Source organism: Mycobacterium sp. Panama NTM2, from assembly GCF_054355555.1.
This window is the reverse complement of sequence record NZ_CM135953.1, coordinates 3,545,348-3,561,180: the sequence shown is the minus strand read 5'-3', so window position 1 is coordinate 3,561,180 and position 15,833 is coordinate 3,545,348. Positions and strand designations below refer to the sequence as shown.

Below are 15,833 nucleotides of genomic sequence, written 5' to 3'. Positions count from 1 at the left end.
GACATGGCATCTGACATGGCGTCAACCTACCGCCTCTAGAGTTGCCGCATGGGTGAGTCGACGCGGGTCGCCGTGGTGACAGGTGCCAGCCGGGGAGCCGGGCACGGCATCGCCTCGGCGCTGGCCGCTCACGGCTGGCGGGTGTACGGAACCGGCCGCGGTGTCGATCCCGCCCCGCACTGGGGTGTCGGCGTGCAACTCGATCACCGTGACGACGACGCCGTCGGCGAGTTCTTCGACCGGCTGGCGCGCGACGAGGGACGGCTCGACCTCCTGGTCAACAACGCGGCCGCGATCTCCGACGACCTGGTGGGCCCGGATCCGTTCTGGCGCAGGCCGAGAGCGCTGGCCGACGTCCTCGACGTCGGCTTGCGATCCTCCTACGTCGCCGCGTGGCACGCCGCCCCGCTGCTCATCGAGCGAGACCGCGGGCTCATCGCGTTCACGTCTTCTCCCGGAGCGGTGTGCTACATGCACGGCCCCGCCTACGGGGCGCAGAAGGCGGGCACCGACAAGATGGCCGCCGACATGGCGGTCGACTTCGCCGGCACCGGCGTGGCGACGGTGTCGATCTGGATGGGCATCCTGCTCACCGAGCGCATGCGCCGCATGTTCGACGGCAATCCCGCCGCACTGGACGACTTCGCCTCCCATGCCGAAACACCGGAATTCACGGGGCATCTCATCGACGCGATGTTCGGCGATCCGCAACTCTCCCGGCGCAGCGGCCGGGCCGTGATCGGCGCCGAGGTGGCGCGCGAGTACGGGATCACCGATGCCGGGGGCCGGGTTCCCCCGTCGCACCGCGACGTGCTGGGCGCACCGCGCGAACCCAGCTCGGTGATCGTCAGGGGCTGATCAACGACCACAGCCCGTGTGGGGCGGCCTGCACCGCCATGTCGGCCAGCCGCTGGTCCCAGTGCCTCGTCGAGCCGAATTCCGAACGCCACGCCAGTGCCGCCCGCGTGAAGTGGTGCAGTCGGTGCTCGATCGTGGTGCCGATCGCGCCGTGTACCTGGTGGGCGTTGCGGACCACCACGGAGGACGCGTGTCCGGCGCACGAACGGGCTGCTGCCACAAGGAATTCCAACTGCGGGGCCGCCCAGTCGGTGGCCGTGGCGACCGACAGGGCTGCCTCCGTGGCCGAGCGGGCCAGCGCGGCCTCGCACGCGATGTCGGAGACGAGGTTCTGGACGGCCTGGAACTTCGCGAGCGGGCGGCCGAACTGGATGCGGGTGGTCGCGTGGTCGACGCACGATTCGAGCGCGCTGTCCAGTGCCGCGCAGATCTGTACGGCGCGCACCAGGGCGCCCTTGAGGCGCAGCGTGTCGACGAGTTCCCCGGCGACCGCGACGCCGGACACCGCCGCGATGTCGACGGCGACGGTGTCGCGAGGTTCGCCGATCATGTTGGCGCCCGGCGTGATCGAGACATCGGTGGCGTCGACGTCGGCGACGCGGTAGCCGTCGTCCTGCTGCCACACCAGTACGATCCGCCGTGCGCGGGACGCCCACGGTACCCCGTCTGCGCGGCCTCGGGAGTCGAGCAGTGCGACGGTGCGTGGCCGGGAGTCGGCGGGGACACCCGCGGCGTCGAGGAGCCAGCAGGCCAGAAGATCGTGCTCGGCCACGGGGATTCGCGCGGCATGGCGTACCGCGGCGGACAGCAGCTCGACGGCCTCGGCCCATCCGGCGCCGCTGCCGCCGGAATCCTCCGGACCGGTGAGCCGGATCAGGCCCAGAGCGTCGAGGCGATCCCACAGATCGGTGTCGTCGCCGTGTTCGGCGAACACGGCCGCCATCATGGCGGTCAGCGCGGCATCGATCTCGGACGCACTCATCGCAGCCCCAATCCGCGGGCGATCACGCCGCGCAACACCTCGTTGGTGCCCCCGCGGATGGTGAAGCCGGGTCGCTGGTCCACCGCGGCATCGGCCAGCGCGGCGATGCTCGCACCGTGTTCGGTTGCCAGATGACCGTATTCGGCGATATCGCCTTCGGTGGTGGTGCCGAGGACCTTGACGACGGCGGCGGGCACGTCCGCCGGCTCGCCGCGCTGCAACGCGCCGGCCACCGCGGAGGACATCTGATGAAGGCCGGCGACACGGCCCACCAGTCTGCCCAGCTCGGCATCGCGCGGGAGCTCGCCGTCGCTCATCGCCCGAGCCGTCGCGTCGAGGAGCATGAACGTCGAGAGCACCCGTTCGGGTCCGCTGCGCTCGAAGGCCAGCTCCGAGGTGACCTGCTGCCAGCCGGCGCCGATCTCGCCGAACACCATGTCGTCGGGCACGAATGTGTCGTCCAGGATCACCTCGTTGAAGTGGTGGGCGCCGTTCATCGACGTGATGGGCCGGATCTGCACCCCCTCGCCGCGCAGGTCCACGATGAACTGGCTCAGTCCCGCGTGCCGGTGGGCGGGATCCACGGGTGCGGTGCGTACCAGCGCGATGAACGCGTGGGCCAGATGCGCACCGGAGGTCCACACCTTCGTACCGGTGAGCCGCCAGCCGCCCTCGACCCGCTGCGCGCGGGTCCGCACACTGGCCAGGTCCGAGCCGGAATCCGGCTCGCTCATGCCGATGCCGAAAAAGCATTCGCCGGCAACGATTCTCGGGAGGAAATGAGCCCTCTGTCGCTCGGTGCCGTACTTGAGCAGTGATGGCACGATCTGCCTGTCGGCGATCCAGTGAGCAGCCACCGGAGCGCCCGCGGCCAGGAGTTCCTCGGTCACCACGAAACGTTCGAGGAACGACCGTCCCGGCCCGCCGTACTCCACAGGCACCGTCATGCCGAGCCAGCCGCGGGCGGCCAACGCCGCGGTGAACGCCTCGTCCCAGCCGGACAGCCACACATCGACCGAGGGGTGGAAGGTGCCCGCGGCGCGTTGCTCGGCGAGGAAACCTCGAACCTCGGCGCGCAGTCCGTCGGTGCTCGAATGGTCGCCGCTCGACTGCGGTACCAGGCGGGGAAGCGCCATCACTCTCCTACGGGTTCTCGGGCGTCGTCGGCGTCTGTGGCCCCGTCACCGGCCTCGCCACTCGCCTCGTCGGTGTCTTCGGGGGTCGCGGTGGATTCCCCGGCGGTCGGGATGCCGAGCGCGACACCGAGTCCGGCGACGAACAGCACCGACAGCAGGCCACCGACGTAGTGGTTCATGGGGCCGCCGGGGGAGATGAAGCTGCCGGGCGGACCGATCACCGTGATGGTCTCGATCAGCTGTTCCACCGCGAAGACGGCGGCGAGGATGCCGAGCCACCGCGGCAGCCGGCCCTCGTTGGCGTACAGCAGGATCGGTGCGGCCACCACGATGTTGGCGATCGTGGCCACGGGAAGCCACATCACGCCGACGTCCTCGATGGCGCGTGCGGTGGCGACCGCGGTCTGGCCGGGCCGCAGCGAGAGTCCGCCGAGGAACCAGACGGCGATGCAGAGTTCGGCCACCAGCAGGGTCGAGCCGATCGTGAACAGGTGGGCGGGCGGTCCGCTGAGCCGGTCCCGGGCGAAGGCCAGCACCACCACGAGCGCCAGCGCGGCGAAGGTCAGCAGGAGAGCCTGCACGCGGGTGACACCGGGGTCGGCGCCGGGCAGCGCGTGGAGGACGACGACGGCCGTGGCGTACAGCACCGCGAACGCGGCGCCGGCGATCATCGGGGCTCGACCGTTCATTGGCGGTCATGCTATCCCGCTGTCCCCAGAGCCGAGTTCATCCACAGGCCGGGCGGGCTGACGCGGCGCATCGCCGTGCCCGTCGGCGGGCGTGCCTACCGTCGCGGTATGTCGAGCGAACTGCCTGCCGAGCGGCTCCGGCGGCGCCTGGGTTCCGACGTCGCGGCGGACATCACGGCGGACCCTGCGGAGCCCGACGACGACGGCGCCGACTCCGTGCTGTCGCGCTGGCTGCCCGAGCAGAGCACTGACCGCGGCCCGGCGTGGCTGTCACGTGTGCGCGCCGACCCCGGCCGCGCCGGGGTCGTCGCTCTGGGCGTCGTCGGCGTGATCGCGGTGCTCGTGACGGTCATCAGTCTGCTGCGTGACCAGCCACCCGCGGTGGTGTCGGCCAGGCTTCCGCCGGTCGAGATGGCGGCCTCCGGCGCCCCCGCGCCGCTGACCTCGGCGGCGCCGGGACCTGCCGTGGTCAGTGTCGTCGGGCTGGTACACCGCCCCGGTCTGGTCACGCTCGAGCCGGGAGCACGGATCGCCGACGCGCTCGAGGCGGCGGGCGGGGCGCTCGACGGCGCCGACGTGCTCGGTCTGAACCTGGCACGCAAGGTCGCCGACGGCGAACAGATCGTCGTGGGCATCGGCGCGGTGCCCGGGCAGCCGACCGAGATGGGCAGCTCGGTGGTGTCGGATGCGTCCGCGCCACCGGGGTCACCGACGACCTCGTCGGCGGGTGCGCCGCCGGCGGCAGGGGCCGCGCAGACACCGGTCGACCTGAACACCGCGACCGCCGAGCAACTCGATGCCCTGCCCGGCGTCGGTCCGGTCACCGCGGCGGCGATCGTGGCGTGGCGGGACGCGCACGGTCGCTTCGGCAGCGTCGATCAGTTGGGCGACGTCGACGGGATCGGCCCGGCGAGGTTGGACAAGCTGCGCCCCCTCGTCGCGGTGAAGTGACCGAGCAGTGACATGACCGAGCAGTGAAGTGACCGAGCGTGCGATGACCGATGTGCGGCTGATCCCCGCGGCGCTGACCGCGTGGGCGGTGACGGCCGCCGGGATCGTGTGGGGTTACGCCGCCGCAGGTGCCGCCGTCGTCGCTGGTGTCGCGGTGACCGCCGCGGCGGGGTGGTGGGCGAGCCGGAGACAGGCCACGGGCGGGCGGACGGAGCGAGGTTCGGTGGTGGTCGCCGCGACGGCGGTCGCTCTGGTGGGTGGCGGGTTCGCGGTCGCGGTGTGCCTACGTGTCGACGCCGTGGACCATCACCCGGTGACGACGCGCATCGGATCGGTCGCAGACGTCGTGGTCACACCCGACGAAACGCCGCGTGTGCTCGACGGTGGCCGGACGATGTTCCGGGCCACGCTCGTCCGCCTCGACGGGGCGCCGTCGTCCGGTGCGGTGCTGGTGTTCGCCTCTGGCACCGATTACGTGGCGCTCCAGGCGGGTCGACCGGCGGGTTTCCGCGCCCGGGTGGGCCGCCCGGGTCGCCGCGATCTCAGCGTCGCGGTGTTGTCGGCGACCGGGCGGCCACGCCTCGGTGAGGCAGCTCCGGTGTACCGGCTGGCGCACCGCATTCGGGCGGACTTCGCCGAGGCGGTCCGCCTCGTCCTGCCGGCGGACCAGGCGACCCTGCTGCCGGCGCTCGTGCTCGGGGACACCTCTGCGGTGTCAGCGCAGACCGCCAAGGATTTCCGGGTCGCCGGGTTGACCCACCTGATGGCAGTGTCCGGCGCGAACATCACGATCGTGTGCGCGGCGATGCTGCTCAGCGCTGCGCTGCTCGGACCCCGGATCGCCGTCGTGCTGGCGGCGGTCACGCTGGCCGGCTTCGTCGTCGTCGTCCAACCGTCGGCGAGCGTGCTGCGGGCCGCGGTCATGGGCGCCATCACGCTGCTGGCCGTGCTCACCCATCGTCGCCGGCAAGCGCTGCCCGCGTTGGCAACCGCGGTCATCGTGCTGATGATCGCCACTCCGCAGCTCGCCGTGGACGTCGGCTTCGCGTTGTCGGTATCGGCCACCGCGGGCCTGGTTCTCGTCGCGCCGGTGTGGTCGCAGCGACTGACGCGCCGCGGCTGGCCGCGCCCGCTCGCCGATGCGGTCAGTGTGGCGTTGGCCGCGCAGCTGGTCACGGCCCCGCTCGTGGCGGGGGTGTCGGGGTCGGTGAGCCTCGTCGCGGTGATCGCCAATCTGGCCGTCGCGCCGGTCATCGCGCCGATCACGGTGATCGGGACGGCCGCGGCGGCGCTGTGCCCGCTGTGGCCGGCAGGTGCCCAGCTGCTCATCCGGTTCACCGGTCCGGAGGTGTGGTGGCTGGCGAGTACGGCCCGCTGGGCGGCCGCGGTGCCGGTGGCGGCACTGCCGGTGCCGTCGGGCCTGGCCGGAGTGGCGGTCGTCGCGGCCGGCTCCTGCGTGGTTGCGGCGGTGTGGCATCGGGGGCTGTCGGGCCGGCGTGGCACCATCGTCCGGTGAGCACCGGCCTGCACCTGATCCTCGGTGACGAGGAGTTGCTCGTCGAACGCGCTGTCGCAGCGGTCCTGGCCCAGGCGCGCGCCTCGGCGGGCACCACCGACGTCCCGGTCGACCGCCTGCGGGCAGGCGAAGTCAGTGCCAGTGAGATCGCCGAGCTGCTCAGCCCGTCACTGTTCGCCGACGAGCGCGTGGTCGTCCTCGAATCCGCAGCCGAGGCGGGCAAGGAGGCGGTGGCCGTCATCGAGGGGGCCGCCGCCGATCTGCCCGAGGGCATGCTGCTGGTGGTCGTGCATTCCGGCGGCGGGCGGGCCAAGGCGCTCGCCGATCGGCTGAAGAAGCTGGGCGCCGAGGTCCACCCGTGCGCGCGGATCACCAAGGCCGCCGACCGCGTCGACTTCGTCCGCAAGGAGTTTCGCGCGCTGCGTACGAAGGTCTCCGATGACACCGTCGACGCGGTGATCGATGCCATCGGCTCGGATCTGCGGGAGCTGGCGTCGGCCTGCTCGCAGCTGGTGGCTGACACCGGCGGTGTGGTCGACGCTGCCGCGGTCCGCCGATACCACTCCGGGAAAGCGGAGGTGAAGGGTTTCGACATCGCCGATAAGGCCGTGATCGGCGACGTCGCCGGGGCTGCCGAAGCGCTGCGCTGGGCGATGATGGCCGGTGAACCGCACGTCGTGCTGGCCGATGCGCTCGCCGAGGCGGTCCACACGATCGCACGGGTGGCCCCGCTGTCGGGTGATCCCTATCGGCTCGCCGGAGAACTCGGCATGCCGCCCTGGCGCGTGCAGAAAGCCCAGAAACAGGCGCGACGATGGTCGCGGGATTCCGTGGCCGAAGCGCTGCGTCTGGTGGCAGCGCTTAACGCCGACGTCAAAGGCGCGGCGGCAGATGCCGACTACGCGCTGGAAAACGCGGTGCGCTCGGTCGCCTCACTGGTCAGCGACTGAGGCGGCGCGTCAGATCTTGTTGAGCGCCTTGGCCAGCGCCGACTTGCGGTTGGCGGCCTGATTCTTGTGGATGACGCCCTTGCTGGCCGCCTTGTCGAGCTTGCGGCTGGTCGAGAGCAGCAACGCGCCGGCCTTGTCCTTGTCGCCGGCCTCGACGGCCTCCCGGAACCCGCGGACCGCCGTGTGAAGCGACGACTTCACCGACTTGTTGCGCAGTCTGCGGCGCTCGTTGGTGCGGTTCCGCTTCTCCTGCGACTTGATGTTGGCCACGCGTGTAATCCTTCGGCAATCTCGACGGGTTGAAATGAGTCTGGGGGCGCCCGCGGGGGGCAGCGACTGTTCAGGTTAGCAGCGAGCGAGTACATCACCCAAAACGGAGGCCACTGGCCTGCCGAAACGGCGGAAATGCTGCAGCATGGCAAGGTGCGTGTCTGGAGTACATGCATAGCGCACGTCTGCCTACGGGAGGAGCACGAGAGCTTTGCCGACAGAAACCGCACGGACCACACGCACCACCAAGCCGACCCGACGGCACGAGGGCATCTTCGGCGGATACAACAAACTCGGCACCTACGCCCAGGCATTCGACGAGATGTTCGATGCCAGTGGCACCGTGCGCGGCCCCTACAAGGGCATCCACAAGGAGCTGGCCCCTGCCGACGTGGCCGACCTGGAGGCCCGCTCCGACGCGCTCGGCCGCGCCTTCATCGATCAGGGCATCACGTTCTCGCTGTCCGGGCAGGAGCGACCTTTCCCGCTCGACCTCGTCCCGCGGGTCATCTCCGCGGCTGAGTGGACGCGACTCGAGCGCGGAATCCGCCAGCGGGTCCAGGCCCTGGAGATGTACCTCGACGATATCTACGGCGAGCAGGAGATCCTGCGCGACGGGGTGATTCCGCGCCGGCTCGTCACGTCGTGCGAGCACTTCCACCGCGAGGCCGTCGGCATCATCCCGCCCAACGGGGTGCGCATCCACGTCGCCGGCATCGACCTGATCCGCGACGCGCAGGGGACGTGGCGTGTGCTGGAGGACAACCTCCGGTCCCCATCCGGGGTGTCCTACGTGATGGAGAACCGCCGCACGATGGCGCGGGTGTTCCCGAACCTGTTCGCCACCCACCGGGTGCGGGCCGTCGGTGACTACTCGTCGCACCTGCTGCGGGCGCTGCGCAACGCCGCGGCCAACAACGTCGCCGATCCCACCGTCGTCGTGCTGACCCCCGGGGTCTACAACTCGGCGTATTTCGAGCATTCGCTGCTCGCCCGGCAGATGGGCGTCGAGCTCGTCGAGGGTCGCGACCTGTTCTGTCGCGACAACACCGTGTACATGCGCACCACCGAGGGGGAGCGCCAGGTCGATGTGATCTATCGCCGCATCGACGACGATTTCCTCGATCCGATGCAGTTCAAGCCCGATTCGGTGCTGGGCGTGGCGGGCATCCTCAACGCGGCCCGCGCGGGCAACGTCGTGATCTCCAGCGCCGTGGGCAACGGAGTAGGAGACGACAAGCTCGTCTACACCTACGTGCCCACGATCATCGAGTACTACCTCGGAGAGAAGCCGCTGCTCGCCAACGTCGACACCTATCGCTGCTGGCTCGACGAGGAACGCGAAGAGGTGCTCGACCGCATCGACGAGCTGGTCATCAAACCCGTCGAGGGCTCCGGCGGCTACGGCATCGTGTTTGGTCCCGACGCGTCGGCCAAGGAGCTCGCGACGATCACCCGCAAGATCACCGCGGACCCGCGAGGCTGGATCGCCCAGCCGGTGATGCAGCTCTCGACGGTGCCGACGCAGATCGACGACGAACTCGCACCCCGCCACGTCGACCTGCGACCCTTCGCGGTCAACGACGGGGACGACGTCTACGTGCTTCCCGGTGGGCTGACCCGGGTGGCGCTGCCCGAAGGATCGTTGGTGGTGAACTCCAGCCAGGGCGGTGGCTCGAAGGACACCTGGGTGCTGGCGTCGCGCACGTCGGTCGCCGACCGTGAACTGGGCGCCGCCGAGGTGGTGCGCTCCCTGCCCCGGGCGGCGGCCACCAAGAACGGCAGCCGCAACGGCAAGGCCGAGTCCAGTCACGACCAGCAGCAACAACAACAGCAGCAGCAGCAGTAGGGGAGGGCGACGATGCTGGCCAGAAACGCCGAATCTCTCTACTGGATCGGGCGCTACGTGGAGCGCGCCGACGACACCGCACGCATCCTCGACGTCACGGTGCACCAACTGCTGGAGGATTCCAGCGTCGACCCCGACCAGGCGTCGCGCACCCTGCTGCGGGTGCTGGGCATGGATCCGCCCGACGAGGTGCTCGACGTGTGGTCGTTGACCGACCTCGTGGCCTTCAGCCGGGAGACCTACGGCGGTTGCTCGATCGTCGAGGCCATCTCGGCCGCCCGGGAAAACGCCCGCGGCGCACGCGAAGTCACCTCCACCGAGATCTGGGAGTGCCTGAACACCACCTACAACGCGCTGGCCGAGCGGGAACGCGCCGCCAAACGGCTCGGCCCGCACGAATTCCTGTCCTATGTGGAGGGCCGCGCCGCGATGTTCGCCGGGTTGGCCGACTCCACGCTGTCACGCGACGACGGTTACCGCTTCATGGTGCTCGGACGCGCACTGGAGCGGGTGGACATGACGGTTCGTCTGCTGCTGTCCCGGGTAGGTGACAGCGCGTCGTCGCCCGCATGGGTCACGCTGCTGCGCTCCGCCGGTGCCCATGACACCTATCTGCGGACTTACCGCGGCGCCCTCGACGCCGGCCGCGTCGTCGAATTCATGTTGTTGGACCGGCTGTTCCCGCGGTCCATCTTCTATTCGCTCAGGCTCGCCGAACACAGCCTCGACGAGCTGATGAACCGGCCGCACGGACGTCTCGGCGCCACCGCCGAAGCGCAGCTGCTGCTGGGCCGCGCGCGAAGCGAGTTGGAATTCCTGCGACCCGGGGTGCTGCTCGAATCGCTCGAGGAACGCTTGGCCGCGCTCCAGAAGACGTGTTTCGACGTGGGAGAGTCGGTGGCGCTGCAGTACTTCCACTCCGCGCCGTGGGTGGCGTGGACAGATGCGGGGCGCAATGCACTGGTGATCGAAGAAGGGGAGATCTGAGGCCGATGAGCCTGTCGCGCAGCGATGAGCCCTCGGGCGAAGAGCAGACCACGAAGAGGAGCAGATAATGTGGCGGATGCGCGTGGTCCACTCGACCGGCTACGCCTACAAGTCCCCGGTCACCGCGTCGTTCAACGAGGCGCGGCTCACGCCGCGCTCGGACTCGCGGCAGAACGTCATCCTCAATCGGGTGGAGACCGTTCCGGCGACCCGGTCCTACCGCTATGTCGACTACTGGGGCACCGCGGTCACCGCGTTCGACCTGCACGCACCGCACACCGAGCTCGAGGTGACCGCGTCGTCGGTGGTGGAGACGGATCGGCCCGAGGCGCCGGCGGAGAAGGTGTCCTGGACCGACCTCGCCGGCGAGGCCGTCATCGACCGCTACGACGAGGTGCTGGCACCCACCCACTACGTGCCGGCCAGCAAGCGCATCGAACGCGTCGGCCGGCGCATCGCCAAGTACCACGACCCCGCCGAAGCGGTGATCGAGGCGGCGCGCTGGGTGCAGGGCGAACTGCAGTACGTGCCGGGGACCACCGGCGTGCACACCTCCGGTGTCGATGCGCTGCGCGAAGGCAAGGGAGTCTGCCAAGACTTCGCGCATCTGACCCTGATGTTGTTGCGCGGCATGGGTATTCCGTCCCGCTATGTGTCCGGTTACCTGCATCCGCAGCGCGAGGCGCAGATCGGCGAGACGATCGACGGGCAGAGCCACGCGTGGATTCAGGCGTGGACCGGGGAATGGTGGCACTACGACCCCACCAACGACACCGAGATCACCGAGCAGTACATCAGCGTCGGTGTGGGCCGTGACTATGCAGACGTCACCCCCCTCAAGGGCATCTACTCGGGCGAGGGATCGACGGATCTGGACGTCATCGTGGAGATCACCCGGCTGGCTTGACGCACACCCCCGGGTGCACCTCCACCCGGTGCAGATCGTCGCCGATCTCGATCTGACGGTCGAACGCCGTCGCCGCCAGCGCCCGCCAGTCGTCCTCCTGGCCGGACACCAGCGCGGGCACGTAGTGCGTCAGGACCAGGATGCCGACGCCGGCGCGCGCCGCGGTCTCGGCGGCCTGCTGCACCGAGGAGTGGTAGTCGCAGATATCGCGGATGCGTTGCACCGGCATCGCGTCGATCAGGTCCTTTCGGATCACGGTGTGCACCAATGCGCCTGCCCCAGCGGCCAATTCGTCGAGACCGGTGCACGGCACGGTGTCCCCGGCCAAGACCACCGAGGCGCCGTTGTGCTCGATGCGGAACGCGATGGTCGGCGCAACAGGACGGTGGTCCGTTGGGCCGACGACGATTCGCACGCCGTCACGGCCCCACACCACCCCACCGGTCACCTCCTCGACCTCCACCGGAGGTGGCGCGGTCAGGTCGGCGTGGTGGGCGATGCGGTAGCCGATGTCGAACTGCAGCGCTTCCAGCGTCTTCTGAACGACCTCGGCGGTTCCGGGCGGGCCGATGATCGGAAGCGGCGTCAGGTCGGGCGCGAAGTTGCCCACCCAACGGCTGATCAGGACGTCGCCCAGATCGGTGATGTGGTCGCTGTGCAGGTGGGTCAGCAGCAGCGCGGTCAGGTTGTTCGCGCTGACCCCGATCGCCGCGGCGCGCTGCAGAACACCGCGGCCGCAATCGACGAGGAACGTCTGCCCGCCCGCGCGGACGAGTGTCGACGGCCCCGCGCGGCGAGGGTCGGGGATGGGGCTGCCGGTGCCGAGCAGGGTCACTTCGATCATGGAGCAGGTATACCGCCAGGACAGCGTCGGCGCGGCGCAATCACAGCTCGGTCGTGTTCTCGTCGCTGCTCGACCGCACCGCCGCCGTGTCGGCGTAACGACCGCCGGTCACGGCGTCGCCTGCGCGCCCGAGTGCGCTGACCTGTTCGGCCGTCAGCGCCACCGTCAGGGACCCCAGGTTCTCGTCGATGCGGGCCGCCCGCCGGGTCCCGGGGATCGGCACGCCGGCCACGCCGAGTTCCTCCGCCCGGTGGCGGAGCCACGCGAGCGCCACCTGGGCTGCGGTGGCGCCGACGTCGCCGGCGACCTCTCCGATGGCGTCCACCACGCGCTGATTCGCCTCCAGCGCACCGTCGGCGAACCGCGGCATCGTGCGGCGGAAGTCGGTAGCGGAGATGTCGGCGGCGGAACGCACCGTGCCGGTCAGAAACCCTCGGCCCAGCGGGGAGAACGGCACGATGCCGACGCCCAGTTCGGCGGCCACCGGTGCGATCTGGGCCTCGATGTCGCGAGTCCAGATCGACCATTCGCTCTGCAGGGCGGCGATCGGATGCACGGCGTGGGCGGCCCGCAGCTCGTCTGCCGAGACCTCGGAGAGCCCGAGGTGGCGGACCTTGCCTGCGCGCACCAAGTCGGCCATGGCGCCCACCGTCTCCTCGATCGGCACCGCGGGGTCGCGCCGGTGCAGGTAGTACAGGTCCACGACGTCGGTCTGCAGGCGCTGCAGGCTCTCGTCGATGCACTGCCGCACGTAGGCCGCGTCGCCACGCACGGTGACGCGGCCCCGGGTGCCCGCCGGGTTGGCGACGATGCCGAACTTGGTGGCCAACGTGACGTCGTCACGGCGGTCCGCGAGCAGACGCGCGATGAGACGCTCGTTGTCGCCTGACCCGTAGACGTTGGCGGTGTCGATGAACGTGACCCCGACGTCGACCGCGTGATGCAGCGTGGCCAGCGACTCGGCGTCGTCGACCGCGCCGCCGTACACCGGCGTCAGCGCCATCCCGCCGAACCCCATAGGGCTGACGGTCAGATGGTCGCCCAGGGTGATCGAGTGTGTCATGCGGTCCTCCCGATGGTCGTCGTCTTCGAAGGGGCAACCGATCCGGCGTGGCATTCTGTTCCGGCGCCCGCTGGGAGTACCCTGAGTGAGCTACATCACAAGGAGGTGGTGATGCGTATCTCCGACGTTCTGCGCGTCAAAGGCGCCGCGGTCGCGACGATCACTCCCGACACGTCGGTGGCGGGGCTGCTCACGGAGTTGGCGGTGCACAACATCGGCGCAATGGTGGTGGTGTCCGAGGAGGGGTTGCAGGGCATCGTCTCGGAGCGCGACGTGGTGCGCGGTTTGCACGAGATCGGTGCCGAGCTGCTGCGCCGCCCCGTCGCCGACATCATGACGACCGTGGTCGCGACGTGCGGACCCGATGATTCGGTGGACAGCCTGAGCGCGTTGATGACCACCAACCGGGTGCGACACGTGCCCGTCGTCGTCGATGGCCGGCTGCGCGGCATCGTCAGCATCGGGGACGTGGTGAAGACCCGCATGGAGGAGCTCGAGCGCGAGCAACAGCGGTTGCAGGACTACATCACCCAGGGATGACGGGGTCCAGCAGCGAGTTGTCGGCGAAGGCTCCCCGGTAGGCAGCAGCAGGGTGGCTGTCGGGAAGCCGGTCACCGCGGCCGAACAACTTGTGCCGCAGCGTCCCCGACTTGTCGGTGGCGATCAGTCCGCGCTCCCGCAGGGTCGGGAACAGGCGATCCGCTGTCTCCTGGAACGAGCCCGGCACCGTCGCGTGGTACACGTTGATGCCGTCGACCCCTGCTTCCCGCCATTCTTCGAGCTGATCGGCGATCTCGTCGGCGGTGCCGACGACCCGATTGGCCCCTTCGAGCACCCAAGCCAGGTCACGGATCGTCGGCTCCACATTGCCCGACGCTTCAGCGGCCCATCGAGCGAAACCCTGCACTCCGGTGAACTCGCCGAGCTGGCTGATGGGCGTGTCGAGTGGGAGATGGCCTGCGTCCACACCCGCGTCGCCGAGGGCATGCAGCGCAACGCCTTCCAGGTCGAGATGGCGTTTGATCTCGTCGTGGCGCCTCACCGCGTCGCGGTGAGTGTCACCGACGACGAACGACAGGCCCTGCGCGAACGCGATGTCGCCCGGATCCCGGCCGTGGTCGGCTGCCAGCGCCCGAGTTTCGTTGGTCAGCGCATGGGCGGCGGCCGGATCCGGGCTGCTGATGTAGACACCCTCGGCGTTACGGGCCGAAAACAGCTGGCCTGCAGGCGACGCGCCGGCCTGGAACAGCACCGGCGTGCGCTGCGGCGACGGCGACGAGAAATGGGGCCCCTCGACCGAGTATCGCGTGCCGACGTGATGGATACGGTGGATGCCGGCCGGATCGGAGTGCACCCCGCGCTCCTTGTCCTGGACGAGCGCGTCCTCGTCCCACGACCCCTCCCACAGCTTGTAGGCGACGTCGACGTATTCGTAGGCCCAGTCGTAGCGATCGTCGTGACCCAGGGTGCCGTCGTAGCCGAAACTGCGGAACATGTTGGCATTGAAGCTCGTCACGACGTTCCAGCCGAGCCGCCCGTCGGTGTAGTGGTCCAGCGATGACATCTTGCGAGCGAAGTTGAACGGGTGGTCCTGCACGATCGAACTGGTGAACACGATGCCCAGGTTCTCGGTGACCACCGCCAGCGCCGACGCCAGCGACGACGGGTCGTTGACCGGAACCTGGATACCGCCCTCGACAGCCTTGCGCCAGTTGCCGTTCCACGGTGCGCGCAGCCCGAACACGTCGGCGAAGAACAGCAGATCGTAGCCGGCCTTCTCGACGCTCGAGGCCAGCGACGTCCAGTGCCGTAGCTTGTTGAACTCGTGGTTGCGAGCCTCGGGCGCCCGCCACAGCCCGTGCAGCACATGGGAGGCGGTGTTCATCACGAACGCCGAGTAGAACAGGGGCCGCTTGGCGCCGGTCACGAGATCGGGCCCAACGTGTCGCGGATCAGCGTGTTGTCGGTGGTCTGCAGGAACTGTGCGATGCGGGGGTCCTCGAAGGTGTCGATCAGCTCGACCACGTTGGGGTCGTCGATGTGCTTGTCGCTCACCACCAGGCCACCCTCGCTGCCTTTCGGCGCGGGTTCGCGGGCGAGGATCTGCTGTTCCGTCAGGCCGGCGGCGTAGACGTCGGAGATGTGGACCACGATGGCGTCGACGTCGGCGAGGCTACGCGCCAGCTGACCGATGGGAACCTGCACGAACTGGTAGTTCTTCGGGTTGGAGGCGATGTCGCCGAGCTGGGGCAGACCGGCGAGCGTGTCCTTACCGGGCTTGAGCGTGATCTGTTTGTCGTGCGCGAGGTCCAGCAATGCGATGGCCTGTCCGGCGGGGTCGTCGCGCAGCGCGATCTTGGCGCCCTGGGGCACCTGGTCCCAGTTGCGGTACCTGTCCGAGTAGGTGGCCTGGTCCCAGGTGAACGTCGGCGCGGCCAGGGTCAGCTGAAAACCGTTGGCGGCGATGGCATCGTTGAGAAAAGGTTGATGCTCGAAGAAGTTGCCTGCCACGGTTCCGGCGTCGACGGCGCGATTGATCTCGATGAGGTTGTCGATCTTGATGGGCTCGATGGTGATCCCGTGGTCGGGCGCGATGTCGGACGCGATGTAGCTCAGCAGGTTCTCGGCGGCGATGTCGGTGCTCCACGTCGCCACCGGCAACGTCGTGCCGAACGGCTTGTCCTTAGTGGAGAACTGCGCATAGGAGATTCCCCCGGCGACGGCGAGCACGACGACAGCGGCGGCCGCGATCCACGGCCAGCGCTTCTTCTTCTTCTTGATGTCGATGTCGAGCCCCGCGCTCGAAGGCGAACTGATCTGGTCGGTCATGG

16 protein-coding genes are annotated in these 15,833 nt (G+C 69.4%); 8 read left to right on the top strand and 8 right to left on the bottom strand.

Going from position 1 to position 15,833, the window contains the following annotated elements:
* The first annotated feature begins 48 nt into the window (after positions 1–48).
* Entirely contained in the window at positions 49–858 is an 810-nt protein-coding gene (locus ACXYX3_RS16820; protein WP_458608289.1) for an SDR family NAD(P)-dependent oxidoreductase, read from the top strand.
* Here the strand turns inward: ACXYX3_RS16820 and ACXYX3_RS16815 are convergent.
* From ACXYX3_RS16815 to ACXYX3_RS16805, 3 genes are read right to left on the bottom strand one after another with little or no spacing between them, the layout of a single operon-like run.
* Positions 848–1,840: an acyl-CoA dehydrogenase family protein gene (locus tag ACXYX3_RS16815; protein WP_458608288.1), complete on the bottom strand. Its 993-nt coding sequence runs from the start codon at positions 1,838–1,840 to the stop codon at positions 848–850. The genes ACXYX3_RS16820 and ACXYX3_RS16815 overlap by 11 nt on opposite strands.
* A complete protein-coding gene (locus ACXYX3_RS16810) occupies positions 1,837–2,976 on the bottom strand; it encodes an acyl-CoA dehydrogenase family protein (RefSeq protein ID WP_458608287.1) in 1,140 nt (379 codons plus the stop codon). The genes ACXYX3_RS16815 and ACXYX3_RS16810 overlap by 4 nt, the downstream gene beginning before the upstream one ends.
* Positions 2,976–3,665, bottom strand: a complete 690-nt coding sequence (locus ACXYX3_RS16805) for a hypothetical protein (protein ID WP_458608286.1) — start codon at positions 3,663–3,665, stop codon at positions 2,976–2,978. Before ACXYX3_RS16805 ends, ACXYX3_RS16810 begins: the two co-directional genes overlap by 1 nt.
* Before the next feature lie 108 nt (positions 3,666–3,773).
* Between ACXYX3_RS16805 and ACXYX3_RS16800 the strand changes: the two genes are divergently transcribed.
* The 3 genes from ACXYX3_RS16800 to holA are packed head-to-tail and all read left to right on the top strand — an operon-like array spanning position 3,774 to position 7,082.
* On the top strand, positions 3,774–4,616 hold the full coding sequence (locus tag ACXYX3_RS16800) for a ComEA family DNA-binding protein (protein WP_458608285.1): 843 nt from the start codon (positions 3,774–3,776) through the stop codon (positions 4,614–4,616).
* A 43-nt stretch (positions 4,617–4,659) separates the two neighbouring features.
* Positions 4,660–6,132, top strand: a complete 1,473-nt coding sequence (locus ACXYX3_RS16795; RefSeq protein WP_458612122.1) for a ComEC/Rec2 family competence protein — start codon at positions 4,660–4,662, stop codon at positions 6,130–6,132.
* An 8-nt stretch (positions 6,133–6,140) separates the two neighbouring features.
* Entirely contained in the window at positions 6,141–7,082 is a 942-nt protein-coding gene (gene holA, locus ACXYX3_RS16790) for a DNA polymerase III subunit delta (RefSeq protein WP_458612121.1), read from the top strand.
* Positions 7,083–7,091: 9 nt separating this feature from the next.
* Here holA and rpsT read toward each other — a convergent pair whose 3' ends face one another.
* On the bottom strand, positions 7,092–7,352 hold the full coding sequence (gene rpsT / locus ACXYX3_RS16785) for a 30S ribosomal protein S20 (RefSeq protein ID WP_221362558.1): 261 nt from the start codon (positions 7,350–7,352) through the stop codon (positions 7,092–7,094).
* 211 nt (positions 7,353–7,563) lie between these two features.
* On the opposite strand from rpsT, the gene ACXYX3_RS16780 reads away from it, so the two are divergent.
* The 3 genes from ACXYX3_RS16780 to ACXYX3_RS16770 all read left to right on the top strand — a co-directional run bounded on the left by ACXYX3_RS16780 (position 7,564) and on the right by ACXYX3_RS16770 (position 11,095).
* On the top strand, positions 7,564–9,201 hold the full coding sequence (locus ACXYX3_RS16780; RefSeq protein ID WP_458608284.1) for a circularly permuted type 2 ATP-grasp protein: 1,638 nt from the start codon (positions 7,564–7,566) through the stop codon (positions 9,199–9,201).
* Positions 9,202–9,213: 12 nt separating this feature from the next.
* Complete coding sequence (locus tag ACXYX3_RS16775; RefSeq protein ID WP_241206195.1) at positions 9,214–10,188, top strand: alpha-E domain-containing protein; 975 nt, start codon at positions 9,214–9,216, stop codon at positions 10,186–10,188.
* 67 nt (positions 10,189–10,255) lie between these two features.
* On the top strand, positions 10,256–11,095 hold the full coding sequence (locus tag ACXYX3_RS16770) for a transglutaminase family protein (RefSeq protein WP_241206196.1): 840 nt from the start codon (positions 10,256–10,258) through the stop codon (positions 11,093–11,095).
* On the opposite strand, the gene ACXYX3_RS16765 is transcribed toward ACXYX3_RS16770, so the two are convergent.
* Both ACXYX3_RS16765 and ACXYX3_RS16760 read right to left on the bottom strand, forming a co-directional pair.
* Positions 11,079–11,939, bottom strand: a complete 861-nt coding sequence (locus ACXYX3_RS16765; RefSeq protein ID WP_458608283.1) for a ribonuclease Z — start codon at positions 11,937–11,939, stop codon at positions 11,079–11,081. The genes ACXYX3_RS16770 and ACXYX3_RS16765 overlap by 17 nt on opposite strands.
* A 40-nt stretch (positions 11,940–11,979) precedes the next feature.
* Positions 11,980–13,002 carry an aldo/keto reductase gene (locus ACXYX3_RS16760; protein WP_458608282.1) on the bottom strand — a complete coding sequence of 341 codons (1,023 nt, stop codon included), beginning with the start codon at positions 13,000–13,002 and terminating at the stop codon, positions 11,980–11,982.
* A gap of 111 nt (positions 13,003–13,113) precedes the next feature.
* Here ACXYX3_RS16760 and ACXYX3_RS16755 point away from each other — a divergent pair, with 111 nt between their 5' ends.
* Positions 13,114–13,542 carry a CBS domain-containing protein gene (locus ACXYX3_RS16755; protein WP_241206199.1) on the top strand — a complete coding sequence of 143 codons (429 nt, stop codon included), beginning with the start codon at positions 13,114–13,116 and terminating at the stop codon, positions 13,540–13,542.
* On the opposite strand, the gene ACXYX3_RS16750 is transcribed toward ACXYX3_RS16755, so the two are convergent.
* Positions 13,529–14,887 (bottom strand): NtaA/DmoA family FMN-dependent monooxygenase, encoded by a 1,359-nt coding sequence (locus ACXYX3_RS16750; RefSeq protein ID WP_458612120.1) that lies wholly within the window; start codon positions 14,885–14,887, stop codon positions 13,529–13,531. The genes ACXYX3_RS16755 and ACXYX3_RS16750 overlap by 14 nt on opposite strands.
* Positions 14,888–14,925: 38 nt before the next feature.
* Positions 14,926–15,831: a MetQ/NlpA family ABC transporter substrate-binding protein gene (locus ACXYX3_RS16745; protein ID WP_458608281.1), complete on the bottom strand. Its 906-nt coding sequence runs from the start codon at positions 15,829–15,831 to the stop codon at positions 14,926–14,928.
* Positions 15,832–15,833 lie beyond the last annotated feature (2 nt).